This is a genomic window from Thalassospira australica (assembly GCF_000763295.1).
GTDB classification, from domain to species: Bacteria; Pseudomonadota; Alphaproteobacteria; order Rhodospirillales; family Thalassospiraceae; genus Thalassospira; species Thalassospira australica.
The window spans coordinates 57,868-76,224 of record NZ_JRJE01000005.1; the positions used below are offsets into that span (position 1 = coordinate 57,868).

An 18,357-nucleotide genomic window follows, 5' to 3' on the forward strand; every position below is an offset into this window, starting at 1 on the left:
CCAGATTTAGTTTTTCCATAACAGCCCCCAGACAGACAAGGGATTGTTATCGTTAAACGATCCCGGCTTTGCGTAGTTGCGCGATCTGCGCGTCACTGAGGTTGGCAACCTTACGCAGGATTTCATCGCTGTGCTGGCCCAACATTGGCGGGGCCTTTTCATCACTGATCGGCGTTTTGGAAAACTTGATCGGATTGGCAACCGTGGGAACCGTGCCGGCGGTTGGATGATCAAGGTTTTTGACCATGCCGCGATGTTTGACTTGCGGATTATCAAAAACACGATCAATGGTGTTGATCGGACCGCAAGGCACGTTGGCCTTTTCAAGCGCGTCAATCCATTCATCGGTTGTCCGGGCGACCATCGCCTGACGGATCAGCGGCACCAGATCATCGCGATTGGCGACACGTTTGCGGTTGGTGGCATAACGTTCATCAAGCGGCAAGCTTTCCAGCCCCGCAACGTGACAAAAGCTTTTGAACTGGCTGTCATTGCCAACTGCCAGAATAAGATAGCCGTCCGATGTCGGGAACGCTTCATAAGGCACAATGTTGGGATGCGCATTGCCAAGCCGACCCGGTGCGTTTCCGGTGGCAAGATAATTCATCGCCTGATTGGCAAGAACAGCCGTTTGCACATCAAGCAAGGCAAGATCAATATGCTGGCCCTCGCCGGTTGCATCGCGGTGACGCAGGGCAGCAAGAATACCGATTGTGGCATAAAGCCCGGTAAAGATATCGGCAACGGCCACCCCAACCTTCATCGGCTGACCACCGGGCAAACTATCAGGTGCACCGGTAATGCTCATCAAGCCACCCATGCCCTGAATCATAAAATCATACCCCGGACGGTCCTTATACGGGCCATCCTGCCCGAACCCGGTGATCGAGCAATAGACAAGCTTCGGATTCAGCTTTGAAAGGGTTGCATAATCCAGACCATATTTGGCAAGACCGCCAACCTTGAAGTTTTCAAGTACCACATCGCTTTCGGCTGCCAGATTGCGGACAATCTCCTGGCCTTCGGGCTTGGTGATATCAATCGTCAGGGATTTCTTTCCCCGGTTGGCTGTCAGGTAATAAGCCGCCTCGGTCGTGTCATCCCCATTGGCATCCTTGGCAAAAGGTGGGCCCCAGCCACGGGTATCATCGCCAGCACCGGGACGTTCGATTTTGATGACTTCCGCACCCATATCGGCAAGCGTCTGACTGGCCCATGGCCCGGCCAGAACACGCGAAAGGTCAAGCACACGAAGTCCCGATAGCGCGCCAGTCATCAAATTACCCCGGTTTAGTCGATTGGAAAAAGCTTGCTGAATCAATTCGGGCGGCAGCATTTCTGCTGCCGCCCGCTGAAAACGTAATTAGCCCTCAGCTGAGAAGGCCTGAAGACCCGTCTGTGCACGGCCCAGGATCAGGGCATGAACATCGTGGGTACCTTCGTAGGTATTGACCGCTTCAAGGTTCATCGAATGACGGATAACGTGGAATTCATCCGAAATACCATTCCCGCCGTGCATGTCACGGGCAACACGGGCAATCTCAAGCGCCTTACCACAGTTGTTCCGCTTCATCAGCGAAATCGCCTCAGGTGCGCCTTTGCCTTCGTCAAGCAGACGGCCAAGCTGAAGCGCGCCCTGCAGGCCAAGGGCAATCTCGGTCTGCATGTTGGCCAGCTTAAGCTGGATCAACTGATTGGCCGCAAGCGGGCGACCGAACTGTTTGCGATCAAGCGTATACTGACGTGCAGCGTGCCAGCAGAATTCAGCAGCCCCCATCGCACCCCAGGCAATGCCGTAGCGTGCCTTGTTCAGGCACCCGAACGGGCCGCCAAGACCCTTGGCATTCGGCAGCATGTTTTCTTCAGGCACAAAGACGTTGTCCATGACGATTTCGCCGGTGATCGACGCACGCAGGGAAAACTTGCCTTCGATTTTCGGTGCCGACAGACCCTTCATATCCTTTTCAAGGATGAAACCACGGATAACACCATCATCATCCTTGGCCCAGACGACAAAAACGTCGGCGATCGGGCTGTTGGTGATCCACATTTTCGCACCCGAAAGGTTAAAGCCCCCATCGGTTTTACGTGCGCGGGTTTTCATGCCCCCCGGATCAGAACCATGGTCCGGTTCGGTCAGGCCAAAGCAACCGACCCATTCACCAGTTGCCAGTTTCGGCAGATATTTTTTGCGCTGTTCTTCGCTGCCATAGGCAAAGATCGGATGCATCACAAGCGAGCTTTGCACCGACATCGCCGAACGATAACCGGAATCAACGCGTTCAACTTCGCGGGCCACCAGGCCATAGGCCACGTGGTTCACACCCGGTCCGCCGTATTCTTCGGGGATGGTCGGGCCAAGCAAACCAAGTTCACCCATCTCGGTCATGATTTCACGGTGGAACACCTCATGACGGTTGGCTTCAAGAACACGGGTCTGCAGGTTTTCCTGACAGTATGCACGCGCCGCATCGCGGATCATGCGTTCGTCTTCGCTCAACAGCTCTTCAAGCAGGAGCGGATCTTCCCAATGAAACGGTGCGCGGCTTGCCATTCGCCTGGTCCTTTTATGAATTTTTGTACAGAAAGCAGGGGTAGCACCATAGAAGGGCGAGATGATGCCACCCCTGAAAAGCTTAGTTGCTTATGCTCTTAAGCTAGGAATTGGCAGACCAAGTTGCAAATGATAAAAGCGACATAGTTTATGCGAAAAACTCATAAACTTTCATTGTATCACCACAACAGGACTCAACCCTTGGCCCGTCGAATTCCAAGCTTGAAAGCCCTTAGTTGCTTCGAACAGACCGCCCGGTTTGGCAATGCATCGCGTGCGGCCGAGGAATTATACCTGACGCAAAGTGCCGTGAGCCGACAAATCCAGGGGCTTGAGACGTGGCTTGATTGCAAGCTTTTTGCCCGTGAGAAACAACGTTTGGTGTTAACCCCAGAAGGCGAAAGCTATCTGCAATCTATCCGCCCGGCCCTTGATCAGCTTGAAAGTGCGACACTGACACTGCTTTCGGGCGGGTCGGAAAGCGGTGTGTTAACACTTGCAGCACCGCCGACTTTCGGGTCCCGCTGTCTTATTCCGTTATTACCTGAATTTCGCAGCAAGCATCCCGAAATTGCCATCAACTTCATTTCCCGAATTGGCATCCCCGATTTCGATCGCGAACAGATTGATATTGCCGTTCTGTTTGGCGAAGGACAGTGGTCGGAACTTGATGCCCATATTCTGCATGGCGAAGAAATGGTCCCGATCTGCAGTCCGCAACTGATTGCAAATCTGGGACGCACCCCACGTGCAAAGGATTTACGAAACTTTCCGCTGCTTCACATTGCAACGCGCCCGCGCGGCTGGGCCGACTGGCTATCCGCAAGCGGCCTGCGTGATATTGATGGCGAAAACGGCCCGAAATTTGAGCATTTCACCATGGCCATGCAGGCGGCCGCCGCCGGACTTGGCGTCGCTCTGCTACCAACATTTGCGATTGAGGACGAACTGGAAACCGGGCGGATCATCGCCCCCTTTGGCCAACCAAAGGCAAGCCCGTTTCATTATTATGCCTGCGCACCACGAAACCGCGCACGGCTTCCCAAAATCAGGGCATTCATGAGTTGGCTGGATCAACTCGATACGGTTGCGCATCTGTCGATGCCATCAGGCACGCAGACAGACTAATCAGATCAGCTTGCCCTTTGTTCGCTTAAGGCACGCAACGCCGACATGCCACGCCGACGCAAGACATCCGCATCTTCCGGGCCATCAACAATTTCAAGCAAGCGTACCGTTGCCATCAGATTACGTTGTGCATTTGGCGCTTCTTCCGGCGTCAACCTGCGCATGCCGTCAACACCGGCGCGCCCGATCTGATTAAGCTTTTTCTTGAGCTCGACCACCGCTTTTGCAGCAGAACTTTGTGCAGCAAGAACATCGGAAATTCGCGCTGTTTCGGCGATGGCCTCTGCTGATTTCTCGGCAGCCAGGACTTTTTCTTCATCAAAGTCCTGAGCGAAAACCGGACGCGCAAGCCCACGGCCCGACCCGGGGCCTTGGGTCACTTCAAGTTTCGGAAGCGCATCAATCACGCGTTCAGGTGTCGCACCAAACATCGTATCAGCAAGGGCACGCGATACCCGACGGCGGGTTTCAAGAAGCTTCTCACCCCACCGGCCATCCTTGCGGATTTTGAATTCCCGGGTAATCCGGGTGAATTCGGATGCATACCAACGCGCAAGTGACAGAATATGCGCTTCATCCTTGCCGGTCCCGACACCCTGTTCGATCTCGGTCACGGTTTCGGCCAGCAAATCGATAATCAGGTCGCCCGTTTCTGCAAGGTTGGTTTTTTCAATCGTTCTGTCATCCGCCTTGTTTGACAGGACACGGATCAGTTTGAACAGCTCACTTGGGCGCAGCAGACGCGCCAGAACAGCCATCAGAAAGTTTGGCTCGAACCCCGGTTTTTCTTCTGAGATCGACATAACCCGGTCACGCAACCAGGTTACATCATTGGCATCAAGAGCCCTGATTGGTGCAGACGGGAAACGATCACGCACTTGTGCAATTTCTTCCCCCACCGTAAGAATTTTGCCGACCTGGGCAAAGGCCTTCATATGCACGCGCGACCCCAGACGGGTCGCCAATGCACGCTCCTGCTTTACGCCATTGACGGAATTTTCAATCTGTTCTTCGATGACCTGCGCACCAAGTTTCCAGAGCTTGCGTTCAGCCAAAGCAAGCTTTTCGCTGTTACGTGCCGCCGCTGCCTTTTCGATATCCTTCATCGCCGCTTGGAATTCGGGTCCACCGGATTCTGTCACCACGCGCCAGATAGGTATTAATGACGTACGGCTGATGCGGATACTTTTCTCGCTGGGTTCACCCGACATCAACAGGTCTTCGAACGGGTCGCAAAACTGGCGCATCGGGGTCGGGTAGCGTTCCGGCTTTAGCGATGCAAGACGGGGCCGCAAAATTTGCAGGATAGCTTCATGTGGTAATGGCAATTTGGGATCGGCACGATCACTTTCGATCGCGCGCGTGAAACGGGCAATTTCGCTTCCGCTGAGCGACTCAAACAGCTGACCAAGTTGTGAGGCGCCAAGATTTCCGGCGTCTTCAATCTTCATGCAGACTGTCTCCTGAAGCGTTCGAGACGATCCATCATATCGGCGTCAATTTCCCCACTGCCAAGTTTACGCAATTCACCAGCCCAAAGCATCTGGTTCACGCGCACATCCACCCAGAACTGCTGATCTGTCACTGCGATCTCTGATACCGGAAGAACTGGCGAAAAGCTTGCAATTTCTTCAATGGTTTCGCGCTGTTTGGCCCGATCCGATGGCGACCGCTTTTCCCAGACATCAATCAATTCCTGCCAGCCATCAAGCAGCCACCACATGTAATCGATCGTTTTACCGATATCTTTTTTGGCGCGTTCCCAGTCTGTCAGAACCTTGCCAAGCTCTTCGTTCCAGCTATCGACTTCTGCAACGCGTTTTTGCGCATGTTTGCAGGTCTCACGCGTTGCACTGGCCACACGGCCAGCCATAAAGCGGAAGTCTGATTGCTCGGAATTTGCCCATTCTTCGATATCACTGGCGAATTTGGTCAGCCCGTTGGTCAGCACACGCAATTGCCCCTGACATCCGTCAAGGTCAAGGCCGACCGGGGCAATCATTTTGCTCCATTCACCAAGGTTATCAATGATGGTGTCGTTGGCAACCTTGTGCTCGGAGGCAAACCTGTTCAACGCCTTTCGTGCGCGAATCTGGCCCTCGGTCGTCAAGAGTTCTTTGCGTTCCATGTCCTTGACCGCAGCACCGCCAAGCTGGCGCAATGCCTGATGGAGAACGGCCATCTGACCAAGTTCGCGCGAAGCTTTTTCGCTCCAGCTGCGTTTTGAGCAGGTCCGGGCCAGTTCAACACCACCAACACCGGTACTTCCGACGGCACGGCTATGTTCAAGCACAGTTTGCGGACGGATATCTTCAAGTTCGAGCAAACGGTCATACAACATGCGGTCGTGCACAGACAGATCGAACACATCGCGCAGGGTATCAAGCGGCAGCTCATAAGTTCCCAACCCACCGGAAAGGCCGGGCAATACGATCATTGAACGTCCGCTTTTCCCGGCAGAAACCCGGGCGTAACGCAGGGACTTGGTCGTAAAGGGCGCCCGGGCACCGCGCGAAAAAAATGTCGCAGGCAAACATGCCAAAGGATCTTCTGGCGCCTTTTGCGGATCAGGGGTCTTATGACTTACGGACTTTACAATCTTCTGTTTGGTCATTCTCGGCTTTGGTCAACCTGTACCGGCGCTAATGTTTGGCACGCCGCCTTGACTGCCAACGCACTGCAAAATGGCATGCTTTGGCAAACGGCGCGAATCGATGGGCATCTCTGCGGCCTTAGTTGGCCGGAACCTTATAAACTACTCCGACATGTTGACGATAACATTAACAAGCTTCTTTGAAATTACCACAGTCAACTCGCCGCGCCGAATGACCTTTTCTGACAAAAATGCACCTGATGCATGCTGCCTTTAAAGCTTAAAGCGTCTCCTTGGCTGTCTCCCAGGTTTTGATATAGGCCTTCCATTCCGCACCATCGGGAATGGAGTCATCAACTCTCAGAAACACCCGACTGTCGATCATTACGGCGACCTCTTCGGTCTCGACGGGGGCTTTGACCATTTTCTTCTGATAGGAGCTTGGATGTGGACCGTGCGGGAAGCCACTTGGGTGGAATGTTGCCATTCCTGCCTTGATTTCGCCTCGGCTGAAGAACTCTCCACGGTGATAGAAGATGAACTCATCAGCATCTTCGTTCGAATGATAGAACGGCACACGCATGACGCCGGAAGAGCCTTCCCCGATCTTGGGGATAAAGGTACTGATCGAAAACGTGCTGGCAACGAAAGTGCCGTGAGCCGCTGGCGGTACTTTTGCACCTTGCGAACGCGCCCTGGCCAGATCACGCCAATTGAGTTTGACGACACATAGATCGCCTTCCCACCCAAGCGCATCAAGCGGATTAAACGGATAGGTCAGGGTCGAGACTTTCCCGTCACGTTTGATATGAATTTCCCAAAATGCATCATCCTGTTGCGCGACAAAAACCTCGTCAATTTGCGGCAAGGTAAAAAGCATCGGATCAATTGCGGCATCCGCGCCGACCGATGCAGGGTCCGGAAGACCAAAGGCATCGGCAGTTGCCTCTATCATCAGAAACTCGCAGTCTTCGGATGGCTCAACCCGCCAAGCCGTACCGCGCGGCAACAGGATATAATCGCCATCGCAATAGGGAAGATGCCCATAATCGCAGAACAATGCCCCTGCGCCGGCATGGACAAACAATAGCGTATCACCATCGGCATTGCGTGAAAGGGCATGCATCTTGTCTTTGGTTTTCCAGTACCGGATTTCCATATTGTTGTTGTACAGAACCCGGCGCGCCTGAAGCGGGCATGCTGGCCCTGGCGATAGTTTTTCCAATGAAAAGGCACGCGGGCGCAACGGCCCCTCGAAAGTTGCCCAATTGGCGGGCGGATGACGGTGGTAAATCTGCGCCGCCGGCCCCTGAAATCCTGCACGTCCCACCTCACGCTGATGGGTTTTTACGCCGCCTTGCTTGTCGGGGGATGCAACGCATTGGCCTTCGCTGTTCGGAAGTCTGATCCAGTTTGTCATTTCCGCCTCCCATATTGGTTCTTTTGGCGCGTGCTGGTGCCGCATCTGCGCCAGATGCACCTTTTATGGATATGAGAAGAAAGACCTTGGCTTTCAAGCGAAACGGAACAATTACGCCAATACCGCATCCAGTGGAAACCACAGGACTGATTGCGCTTTTGACAGTTCAACTAATATCCTGCCCGGTAATTGGGTGGGAAGATATGCGAAGTCGATGAGAGACGGAGGAATGGTGCGCCCGACAGGATTCGAACCTGTGGCCCCCAGATTAGGAATCTGGTGCTCTATCCTGCTGAGCTACGGGCGCACTGCTTTGAAAGCAGCATTCCATTAGCAGCTAATCGAAGTGTGATCAATCCGCGAGCACACCGATATTGCCCTTAATGGCTGATCGGCCCTTTCCCCAAACGCACATCGGCCACCTGTTTCCACTGCACAATGATGCCCATGCAAACAGGTGGCCGATGATAAAGCGTTCTTGCGATCAGATTATTCGAAAATTCGATCAATCGGGAAAGAATAGGTCAGAGACAGGATTTCCGTACCCGGGTTTTCGTCCCCGATGCTGGCATTGGAAATATGTGCAATCCCAAGGCTCAGGCGTTCGTGACTGTCAAAGCGAAAACCAAGCTCAAGGCCGGAACGGAATTCGATCCAGTGACCAAGATCTTCGCCATTTCCCTGATGGTATGCCCCGACAGAGGTATAGACGCTTGAGACAAAATGATCGCCCCACAACACATCAACCGCAAGGCCACCATAACCGTGCGCCGCACCTTCGGACGTTACCATCACACCCCCAATCGGGCGGGCAACATCAAACATTGCGTGCTGGGCACGGTAATTTACACGAAATTCAGCGGCTTCTTCATCCTGCGTGATATCAACCATACCGGTTGAGAATTCAAGCAATCCAGAATCGCTATTATTACCAAGAATTTCCTGCGCAGAGGCCGTATTTAAAAGTCCGAAAAAGACACAAACTGCAAGCAGTTTCCCCAAAGCCAATTTCATTAATCAAGTCCCCACTAGATCAATTGAAGGGCTATACTACCCACCCGCACTTCAAACTCAACAGTGTATTTCCTGTACTAATCATTTTTGCACAAAGCCAGCACCGTCAAATCGCTCTGTGGCCCGAACCAATTCGCGAATAATGCCCGGCTCGCTGGCGGCATGTCCGGCGTCGTCAACAATCAGAAGCTCCGACCCCGCCCATGCATTATGTAACGTCATCGCTGAAACCGGCGGGCATACGACATCATATCGCCCCTGCACGATCACAAGCGGCAAGTGAGCAACGCGGTCAATATTATTTAGCAACTGACCGTCTTCAAAAAAGCAGCGGTGCACGAAGTAATGATGTTCAAGTTTCGCCAAGGCCAGCGCGATCTGGTCGCTTTCGAAATCTTCGACAAAACCATCATCTGGCAATAGCGTGCAACAGGTCGCCTCATAGGCTGACCACACACGTGCGGCGTCTATCGCGGCCTGTTCACCGTCGTTTCCTGCAAAAATTTCGGCGTAGCGTTTCAACAACGCCTGCCAACCGGGGTGCTCCCCAAACCCGGCTGCATCAAGGAAACGACGTTCTGCTTCGGGAAAGAAGCGCCCCATCCCGTCCATGAACCAAGCAATTTCAGATGTACTGCCTAGGAAAATGCCACGCAGAACAAATCCAGTAACCCGATCCGGATGCGCCTGCCCATAGGCCAATGCCAATGTCGAGCCCCATGACCCACCAAACACCAGCCATTGCTCAATGCCACAAGCTTCGCGAAGGGCCTCAATATCACTGATCAAATGATCTGTTGTGTTGTCTTCAAGACTGCCAAACGGGCGCGATCTGCCAGCACCTCGCTGGTCGAACAGGACAACACGATATTTGTCCGGATCAAAAAATCTGCGGCTGTTTGGTGAAATACCGGCCCCGGGACCACCATGCAGGAAGATCACCGGGATACCTTGCGGATTGCCGACCTCCTCCCAGTAGATTTCGTGACCATCTTCGCGAGATAGCCAACCCGACTGACGGGGCAAAATTTCGGGATACAACACGGGGATATCCTTTTGGTTTGGAGGCAATAACCTGCTGATCGCCAATGGTGATGCATCCCAAGAAATCTCAGAACGGGAACCAAAGAACAACCCCTATTCGCGTTCGACACATAACCAGGCAGGATCTTGCAACGCGATGTAAGGCCCGCCACGATATTCGACCACACCGCGCACCCGAACTTTCCTGCCGATCCAGCTTTTCATGCTGTGCTCATAGTCGCCGTTTTCCGCCATTGCGTCTCTGGTTTTGGCATCCAGTGCAACGGTGAAGTCTTCACGCCAATTTGTCCCGAAATTCAGATAACTGCGCCACTCTTGATGTTCGATCGCCATTACAGTGCCATCGACAACCACAAATCTGCCGACAGCATCCTGCACCGTTGGCAGGTCCGCTCCCCCCGCATCACCGTTTGCGATCGTATAATAAGCGGTTCGCCCGTCCCGATCTGCCCACATGCCGAGCCTGTTGGTAATTGCCTGATCCTCCGCACGCACCAAAGGCATCAAACCCTGTTCGGTCTCGGGTAACAGCAATGCGAGCCCCTTGGACAGAAGCCCATAACGCCAGTCTTCGTCTGGAAGCCCAAACGCGCTTCCCTGATCCGTCGCGCCAATCAACGCTGGCGTTCGATCAAGGTAATCGGGTTGATCAGACAGGAGTTGCACATGAATTTTTTCCTGGCTGGCTTGTCGCAGCCATAAGACTGCGGCTTGTTCATATTCGGGAACAAATGCAACATCTGACAGTCGAAGAGTTTTGCCCGGCAGACCATCTGAAACAAATGCATCGACAGCCGTGACTTCAAGTACCACATCAACCTGATGATGGCGTGGGTTGTCATATGAACCTGCCGTCGCCTGATTTATGTCCTGCCCACAATGCCAAGCCGTTGCCATGACAGGCGCACTTGCCATACAAGTTGCAACAAAGGTTCCCACGACGAGAAGTTCGCGTTTATACCGCGTAAAGCTGGTCAAAAAATCTCCCCATTTCGATTGCCTGATGGGGGATGCAAATATGTTAAGTAATCACAACACACGCGCGACCAATTCCCGGTTGGTTTCGCAAAATGATGGCTAGGGCCATGACCCTAGCAGCTTACGCCGCAGAACGAGACGAGGAAAGAAATCAATGGGCTGGCTGAAGATCGGGTCGCAAAAATCCTTTGCTGGTGTCCTTGCCGCAATTGCACTGAGCATGCTTGTTGCCGGGTGTTCGACCAATCGTGCCACAGGCGAAGATAGCTTCACGGCGTTTATGTCGCCTGAAGAAGAAAGACAGATCGGGTCTCAGGAACACCCGAAGATGGTCAAGGAATTCGGCGGGGAATACACCGAAAAGGACCTTCAGGCCTATGTCACCGAAATTGGTGAAAAGCTGGTGGCGGTATCGGAAACACCCAATGAAAAATTCACCTTTACGGTCCTTGATTCACCGGTCGTCAATGCCTTTGCCCTGCCAGGTGGCTATGTTTACATCACACGCGGCCTTGCGGCCCTGGCCACCAACGAAGCCGAATTGGCCGGTGTGGTCGCACATGAAATCGGTCATGTGGTCGCCCGACATTCCGCCCAACGCTACAGCCGTGGTGTTCTGACCCAAATTCTGGCCGGTGGTCTTTCGGTTGCAATTGGAAATGGCGCAGGCGATCTGATTGGTGCTGGTGCCAGTGCTTATTTGAAGTCCTTCTCGCGCGAGCATGAGTTTGAAGCAGACATGCTTGGCATTCGTTACATTACCCGGGCCGGATACGACCCCGAGGCAATGGCAACATTCCTTGAAAAGTTGCGCGCGCACGCACGTCTGCAAGCGAAACTTGCCGGCCGTTCGCCAGAGGATGTCGATCAATATGATTTTATGGCGACCCATCCGCGAACACTTGATCGTATCGAACAGGCTCATCAAAGCGCCAATGTCACAGCAGTCGCCAACCCGGAACGCGGGACGGTGCGCTACATGACTGCCATCGACGGCATCTTGTACGGAGATGGCCCGGATCAGGGTTATATCCGGGGGCAGGAGTTCGTTCATGTCCCGCTGGATTTCCGGTTCGAAGTTCCTGATGGCTTTAGCATGATCAATCAACCCACCGCCGTCGTTGCCAAAGACGACAAAGGGGCTCAGATCATTTTCGAAGGGGCACCCGGGGCAAAAGACGTCAGGCTCGACCAATATTTGCAGAACGGCTTTTCGCGTGAAATTGCCATTCGCAACATTGAAATGATTGAGATCGAAGGCCAGGAAGCCGCAACAGGAAGTGCGGACATCTCATTGCGCTCCGGGCCTGCTCGGTTGCGCATTGTCGTTATTCGCCATGGCAGTTCTGCCTATCAATTCCTGTTTGTTGTGCCCCTTGATATGGCGGATAGCTATAACCTGCCGCTGCGACGCACGACCTATAGCTTCCGACCCCTAAGCGCGCAGGAAAAGAAAATCTATACCCCTCTGCGCATAAAGGTTCGGGCGGTCAATCCGGAATACACGCTTGAAACCTTTATCGAGGACATGGATGTCGACAAAGCACCTGCCGATGTCTTTGCAACAATCAACGGCCTGCGCGACGGGCAATTGCCCCCGGCCGGATCCCTGGTGAAAGTCATCCGCCATTAGGTTAGGCAAACGCCCGATATCCCAACCGTAACCACAGAAAGGCAGCATTTTCATGCTGCCTTTCATCATAGAGCCCGGCGTTCTGGCAGCAATTAGCTGCTTGTAAGCTGATCGGTAATTGCGCCTTGACCATCAAGGGCAACTGCAATCAGTTGACCTCCACGTCCCGCACCACCGTCCAATGACAGGGTAAATTCACGCTCCTGCAGGCCAACCTGCCCTTGGGACGCACCGCGTACAATCCGTGCGCAGTCATAGTATCGTTCGGTAATCGCCTCGAACATGGACCCGCCCCACCAAAACGTGTCGGTCTGCCCGGTTAGGGGGCGCGAACCGTCAAGACCGGCATGAACAAAGATCAAACGCCCGTCTGTTGAATAGGCCGCGTGCTTGAGATCCGACAACAACGCATTGTGGCCTGCATGGCGACGCAAAGCATCGGCAAACAATGAGGTCCATTGCGAAATTGCGTGTGCGCCCTGATGCATCGTTCTTTGAACATTTGCCGGATCAAACCCGTACGCACGGGCCGTTCCGGCGATGCCGCGCGTCAACATCCAGTCAAAGACCTCGACCGGATTTGGCGCGAACTGGATCTGCTGCAACTTCGACAGCATTTCTTCGGCTGCACCACGCAGGAAAGCGATATCGCTGATATCCACTCCATCCTTGGCAAGGAAATAGCGACGAAACATCAACAGCTCGTTGATTGTCGCAATGACATTCTCTGCGGCACCGTCACCCCAGTAATTACCGAGATAGACAAGCCGGTCACCAGGCATCAAACGCTGCGCAAGCTTCTGATGAACACTGCGGAGTGCGCCATAATCACCATTGATCGCGCCGACGACCCAGATCTTCTTAGCCGGCTTGATCGGTGCCAGAACTGTACTCATCGCTGTAACCTGCCCAAAACAAAAATAAAACCGGCCCAAGAGTAACTTGCGGGCCGGTTTTTATAAATAGTTGTATGGTGGTGCCTGTGCAATCAGGCTGCTTTATACAAAAGCTTCTCAAGCTTGCCTGATGCCTTGTCCTTGTCGATTTTCTCGATCGCGGCAAGTTCATCTACCAGGCGCTCAAAGGCAGCTTCGTAAATCTGACGTTCCGAGAAGGATTGCTCGGGCTGGGTTGCGCTGCGATGCAGATCGCGCACAACTTCGGCAATCGAAACAGGGTCGCCAGAATTGATTTTCGCTTCATATTCCTGCGCACGACGCGACCACATGGTGCGTTTGACACGTGCACGGCCCTTAAGGGTAATAAGTGCAGAGTCCATCTGCTTTTTCGAAGACAGCTTGCGCAGACCAGAGTTGCCAACCTTGTTCACCGGCACACGCAAAGTCATGCGGCTGGATTCAAAGGTAATCACATAAAGGCGTAATTCCTGTCCCGCGATTTCCTGGGTTTCCAGTCCATCAACACAGCCAACGCCGTGCGCGGGGTAAACAACGTAATCGCCAACAGCAAAGGGCAACTTATCCGACATCAAGCATCCTTCCGGCCATATCAGGCCTGGTCATTCAACTGCAACACTTCAGAACCAGTGACGCAAAGAGCTGCACACGACCAAGCTTTTTTGGCAAAGTCGCGGTTCAGACAGGAATTTCAAAAATGGAAATCCGACACTTCGGAATGAGCCTGCCGAGCCCTTAACGCGAATTGTGAACAATAACACAACACGCCACCAGTTTACAGAAATTTTCCCGACATGCTGTTCAATGCAGCCATGCGTCAAACCCACTGGCACGAGCCAGTGGGTCAAAAAACGCATAAAATATCGGGAGTTAACCCAGAAATCAGTCGCCTTCACCTGGCGCTTCGGACAGCATTTCGGTCTTGCCCGTTTTACCGTTCCATTCGTCTGCATCCGCTGGCGCATCACCCTTCCGGGTAATATTCGGCCATACTTCAGCAAATTTACGGTTGATTTCCAACCAGTTATCCAGATTCGGCTCGGTATCGGGAATAATCGCCTCAGCGGGGCATTCCGGTTCGCAGACACCGCAATCGATGCATTCATCAGGGTGAATCACAAGAAAGTTCTCACCTTCATAGAAGCAATCGACGGGGCAAACCTCGACGCAGTCCTGATACTTACACTTGATGCAGTTTTCCGTCACCACATAGGTCATGGTGTAACTCCGTACAGGTTGCGGGGCCAGATTGCGGCTGCACCCGCGTTCGGCCTTGTTCTCTCTCGGGGGATTGGGTTATCACGCACGACCGTTGTGTGCAACTCCAATAAAATCCCATTTTTTTACGTAGTATAGCATTTTTGGTGCGTTGCAGCGTCACCGTGCCCGATACGGGCTTTACAAATGCCCTGCATAGCCGCGCACACCATACATATTTCCTGCCGCTAATCCAGTTTCTATATCCTTGAGATAATTGCTTTTGGCTCCGCAAAGCCATAGTCTGCTCAATCGGGGATTCAACATAAGAAACTGCGGGGTTCGGGGTGCCACAAGAAAGCCCTGATAAACAAAGGCTTAGATGGCGAAATCGTTTGTCTTTCAGACAAGCACGGATTGCCGTTGGCCTGACGTTGCTGATCGGCTTGCTGTTCAGTGGCATACAAATTCTGTGGGACCTGCGCGAAGAACAAAGCCTGATCGACCGAACCGTCAATCAGGTTTTGGCAACACTACGCGACTCTGCAACACAAGCGGCCTATGGACTCGACGAAACACTGGCATCACGCGTTGTTTCAGGGGTCTTCGAATATAAACCGGTCTATGAGGCCGTTCTGCGCGATAACTTCAATAATATCCTTGCCCAGAAAACCGAGCCGCCGGTCAGTTCCAACAGCACCTTCCTGACCACGTTGATGTTTGGCGAGAATCAGGAATATGAAATCAAACTTGATACGGGTGGCTCGAACGGCCTGGTTGGACATCTGAGCGTCAAGATCGATACAGACCTTATCGCAGACGGTTTCCTGAACCGTGCAACCCGAATTCTGATGTCGGGCATTTTACGGAACCTGCTGCTTGGTCTGGTTCTGGTGACTTTTTTCTATGCGACGCTCACCAAACCGCTGTTAAACATCGCCGCGCAGCTCGGTAAAATAGATCCGGCAAAACCAGACAGTGCGGAAATCATCGTCCCACCACAGCATACGCACAACGAACTGGGCATGATCCTGCAAACCACACGCACCCTGATCGGACGCGTTTCTTCCACCCTGAACAAACTGCGTGAAACCGAAAAACAGGTGCGGGACCGTGAAAGCCAGTTAAATGCCATTGTCCAGAATGTCGCCGACGGGATCCTGACCATTACCCCGACTGGCCGCATCGTTGAATACAACGCGGCAACCAAACAGCTTCTGGGGCTGCTGCGCGATGAAACGCCAAAGGGACGAACACTTCAAGAATTCCTGATGCCGCGCGCGATACCAGTTCTTGAACACAGCCTTGAAGAACTCGCAGATCATGCCCCGCACGGCGATGTGGTCGAAAAGCGCCTGACAATACCCGTCGTGCGAGCTGACCAAAAAGAGATCGATGTATCGATTGCGCTGCGCCTGATACCTGATGCCAGTACACCACTGATGACGGCCGTGCTAACCGACATCACAGTGCGCAAACGCTATGAAGAGCAACTGCTCTATATGGCCAATCATGACACGTTGACCAACCTGCCCAACCGCAGCATGCTGGAACGCAGCCTGACCGAAGCCTTGCAGAGCCATAAGGAAAACTCCGGTAAACAGGTGGGGGCAACAGCAGTCCTGTTCATTGACCTTGACCGTTTCAAGCTCATCAATGACAGCCTTGGTCATAACGTCGGAGATATGCTGCTCAAGGCGGTTGGACTGCGATTGCAACGCGTCATCGGCCGTCAGGAAATTGTGGGGCGTCTGGGCGGGGATGAATTCCTGATCATTATTCCCAACCTCAAGGAAACGCAGGACGCAGCAAAGCTGTCGCAAGCTGTGCTTGATGTGCTTGCCCCCGCCTTTGACATCAAGGGGCGGGTCCTGTTTGTCACGCCGTCGATTGGAATTGCACTGTATCCATCAGACGGTGAAGATTTCCCGGCACTGATGCGCAATGCCGATACGGCAATGTACAGTGCCAAGGCCAGCGGCGGTGGCACATATCATTTCTTCACCAAGACCATGAATGAAAGTGCCGTCGCACGTTTGGTGATCGAAAATGATCTGCGCGAAGCGCTGGTGAAGGATGAGTTCGAACTGCATTACCAGCCCAAGGTCGATCTGCGCACCAATCGGGTTTGTGGTCTTGAGGCCCTTATTCGCTGGAAGCAACCCGGTCGTGGTTATATCTCGCCAATGCAATTCATCCCGGTTGCCGAAGAAACCGGCCTTATCGGTAAAATTGGTGAATGGGTCTTCAAAGAAGTTTGTCGGCAAATTTCAGAATGGGACGCCCAATCAGTCCCCCCACTTGCCATTGCGATCAATCTGTCTCCACGGCAATTGATCGAAGGCCATATCACCGAAACTGTTTCACGCATCCTGAGCGAAACAGAAACGTCAGCGGCAAGAATTGTTCTTGAAGTCACCGAAACGGCAATGATGCAGGAAATCAAGAAGTCCGCTGTGATACTTGAAGAACTGCGCCATCTTGGCTTGCAGATTGCTGTTGATGATTTTGGCACTGGCTATTCATCACTGGCGTATCTTAAACGGTTGCCCATCAATACCATCAAGATTGATAGATCGTTTGTGCGCGATGTCACCATTGATGCCGACGACGCTGCCATCACACGAACCATCATCGCGATGGGGCACAACCTTGGCCTTAAAGTGGTCGCCGAAGGGGTCGAAACCAATGAGCAGATGGACTTCTTGCGAAATTGCGATTGCGACGAAGTTCAGGGCTTCCTGATCTCAACCCCATTGCCACCCGACGAAATTGTTGACCATATTATGCGCCCATCTGCCGAAGTCCAAAACTAACGCCAGGCCAGCACAACGCGCATTGCGCAATCTTTTTAAATTTGGCCCGATTGATCGAGAAGAAAATGTCACAGACCACATCCGTCCTGCTTGTTGATGACAGCAAATTTGCCCGCCTTTTGGTAAAGGCTTTTATTTCCAGTAACTTTACGGATTGGAAAATCGACGAGGCAGAAGACGCCGACAAGGCGCTTACGATGGTCGAAGACAAAAGCTATGACTACATGATCATTGATTTCAACATGCCAGGCATGAACGGGCTTGAACTTGGCAGGGAACTCCGCGCGCGCTTCCCTCAGACCGTAATTGCCCTTTTGACGGCCAATATCCAACAGGAAATCCAGCAAAAAGCCGAAGGCCTTGGTCTTGATTTCATTCCGAAGCCCCCGACTGAAGAAAAAATTCGCGACTATTTCGCGTCACGGGAAGCGGACAGATGATTGACCTGAGCGAACTTGAACATGATACCATCAGCGAGTTGATCAACATTGGCGTAGGCCGTGCTGCCTCGTCGCTTTCCGAAATGGTTGGTCAGCCTGTTGAATTGACCGTGCCGACGATCTCATTTGTTGAGCGGTTCTCAGACAGCGAGCTTGCCAAAGCACCAACAGAAGTTGTTTCTGCTGTCAGTCAGCGCTTTGAGGGGCCATTTACCGGCGAGGCCATGCTGGTTTTCCCCGAAGTGCGCAGCCTGGAACTGGTGCGTAGCCTGCTGAAAGTTGACGTGCCACTCGATACGCTGACCGATCTGGAACAAGAAGCGTTGATGGAGGTTGGCAATATCATTCTGAATGCCTGCCTTGGCAGCATTTCAAATGTTTTGGGTGAACCGATCGATTGCGCGATGCCAACATTTCGAAAACGTGAAACGCAGGCATTGCTCGACGATGACACATCAGTGGCATCATCAGGATCCCATCCTGTTTTAATGATTTTGCATGTTCAGTTCATGCTGCGTCAGAATGACATTGATGGATATGTCCTGTTTGTCATGGATCTTGAATCCATCCAGATGTTGCGCGATTTGGTGCGCCGTTTTCTGGACAATTCCCTAGGGTAACCG

16 protein-coding genes and 1 tRNA gene are annotated in these 18,357 nt (G+C 52.9%); 5 read left to right on the forward strand and 12 right to left on the reverse strand.

What is annotated here, in order from left to right:
- Positions 1-52: 52 nt before the first annotated feature.
- Both JF44_RS0104495 and JF44_RS0104500 read right to left on the reverse strand, forming a co-directional pair.
- On the reverse strand, positions 53-1,276 hold the full coding sequence (locus JF44_RS0104495; RefSeq protein WP_033067932.1) for a CaiB/BaiF CoA transferase family protein: 1,224 nt from the start codon (positions 1,274-1,276) through the stop codon (positions 53-55).
- Between the two features lie 87 nt (positions 1,277-1,363).
- Positions 1,364-2,554 (reverse strand): acyl-CoA dehydrogenase, encoded by a 1,191-nt coding sequence (locus tag JF44_RS0104500; protein ID WP_033067765.1) that lies wholly within the window; start codon positions 2,552-2,554, stop codon positions 1,364-1,366.
- 201 nt (positions 2,555-2,755) lie between these two features.
- On the opposite strand from JF44_RS0104500, the gene JF44_RS0104505 reads away from it, so the two are divergent.
- Complete coding sequence (locus tag JF44_RS0104505; protein WP_033067766.1) at positions 2,756-3,682, forward strand: LysR substrate-binding domain-containing protein; 927 nt, start codon at positions 2,756-2,758, stop codon at positions 3,680-3,682.
- 5 nt (positions 3,683-3,687) lie between these two features.
- On the opposite strand, the gene JF44_RS0104510 is transcribed toward JF44_RS0104505, so the two are convergent.
- The 7 genes from JF44_RS0104510 to JF44_RS19850 all read right to left on the reverse strand — a co-directional run bounded on the left by JF44_RS0104510 (position 3,688) and on the right by JF44_RS19850 (position 10,731).
- Positions 3,688-5,133 carry a hypothetical protein gene (locus JF44_RS0104510; protein ID WP_033067767.1) on the reverse strand — a complete coding sequence of 482 codons (1,446 nt, stop codon included), beginning with the start codon at positions 5,131-5,133 and terminating at the stop codon, positions 3,688-3,690.
- The gene (locus JF44_RS0104515; RefSeq protein ID WP_033067933.1) at positions 5,130-6,119 is read right to left on the reverse strand and encodes a hypothetical protein; all 990 of its coding nucleotides are present in this window, start codon (positions 6,117-6,119) and stop codon (positions 5,130-5,132) included. Before JF44_RS0104515 ends, JF44_RS0104510 begins: the two co-directional genes overlap by 4 nt.
- Before the next feature lie 436 nt (positions 6,120-6,555).
- Complete coding sequence (locus tag JF44_RS0104520; RefSeq protein ID WP_033067934.1) at positions 6,556-7,695, reverse strand: homogentisate 1,2-dioxygenase; 1,140 nt, start codon at positions 7,693-7,695, stop codon at positions 6,556-6,558.
- A gap of 230 nt (positions 7,696-7,925) precedes the next feature.
- Positions 7,926-8,002 (reverse strand) — tRNA-Arg (locus tag JF44_RS0104525).
- 182 nt (positions 8,003-8,184) lie between these two features.
- Positions 8,185-8,709 (reverse strand): acyloxyacyl hydrolase, encoded by a 525-nt coding sequence (locus tag JF44_RS0104530; RefSeq protein ID WP_033067768.1) that lies wholly within the window; start codon positions 8,707-8,709, stop codon positions 8,185-8,187.
- 81 nt (positions 8,710-8,790) lie between these two features.
- A complete protein-coding gene (gene pip / locus JF44_RS0104535) occupies positions 8,791-9,753 on the reverse strand; it encodes a prolyl aminopeptidase (protein ID WP_033067769.1) in 963 nt (320 codons plus the stop codon).
- Between the two features lie 93 nt (positions 9,754-9,846).
- The gene (locus tag JF44_RS19850) at positions 9,847-10,731 is read right to left on the reverse strand and encodes a hypothetical protein (protein ID WP_156111596.1); all 885 of its coding nucleotides are present in this window, start codon (positions 10,729-10,731) and stop codon (positions 9,847-9,849) included.
- A 154-nt stretch (positions 10,732-10,885) separates the two neighbouring features.
- Here JF44_RS19850 and JF44_RS0104545 point away from each other — a divergent pair, with 154 nt between their 5' ends.
- Positions 10,886-12,364 (forward strand): M48 family metalloprotease, encoded by a 1,479-nt coding sequence (locus JF44_RS0104545; RefSeq protein WP_033067770.1) that lies wholly within the window; start codon positions 10,886-10,888, stop codon positions 12,362-12,364.
- Between the two features lie 92 nt (positions 12,365-12,456).
- On the opposite strand, the gene JF44_RS0104550 is transcribed toward JF44_RS0104545, so the two are convergent.
- From JF44_RS0104550 to fdxA, 3 genes are all read right to left on the reverse strand, one after another.
- On the reverse strand, positions 12,457-13,260 hold the full coding sequence (locus JF44_RS0104550; protein WP_033067771.1) for a hypothetical protein: 804 nt from the start codon (positions 13,258-13,260) through the stop codon (positions 12,457-12,459).
- 92 nt (positions 13,261-13,352) lie between these two features.
- Positions 13,353-13,853, reverse strand: a complete 501-nt coding sequence (locus tag JF44_RS0104555) for a CarD family transcriptional regulator (protein WP_033067772.1) — start codon at positions 13,851-13,853, stop codon at positions 13,353-13,355.
- A gap of 310 nt (positions 13,854-14,163) precedes the next feature.
- Positions 14,164-14,499, reverse strand: coding sequence for a ferredoxin FdxA (fdxA, locus tag JF44_RS0104560; protein WP_033067773.1), 336 nt, complete (start codon positions 14,497-14,499; stop codon positions 14,164-14,166).
- Positions 14,500-14,873: 374 nt separating this feature from the next.
- Between fdxA and JF44_RS0104565 the strand changes: the two genes are divergently transcribed.
- From JF44_RS0104565 to JF44_RS0104575, 3 genes are all read left to right on the forward strand, one after another.
- On the forward strand, positions 14,874-17,294 hold the full coding sequence (locus JF44_RS0104565; protein WP_052065445.1) for a putative bifunctional diguanylate cyclase/phosphodiesterase: 2,421 nt from the start codon (positions 14,874-14,876) through the stop codon (positions 17,292-17,294).
- Between the two features lie 65 nt (positions 17,295-17,359).
- Positions 17,360-17,734, forward strand: coding sequence for a response regulator transcription factor (locus JF44_RS0104570; protein WP_033067775.1), 375 nt, complete (start codon positions 17,360-17,362; stop codon positions 17,732-17,734).
- Positions 17,731-18,354 carry a chemotaxis protein CheC gene (locus tag JF44_RS0104575; protein ID WP_033067776.1) on the forward strand — a complete coding sequence of 208 codons (624 nt, stop codon included), beginning with the start codon at positions 17,731-17,733 and terminating at the stop codon, positions 18,352-18,354. The genes JF44_RS0104570 and JF44_RS0104575 overlap by 4 nt, the downstream gene beginning before the upstream one ends.
- The last annotated feature ends 3 nt before the right edge of the window (positions 18,355-18,357 follow it).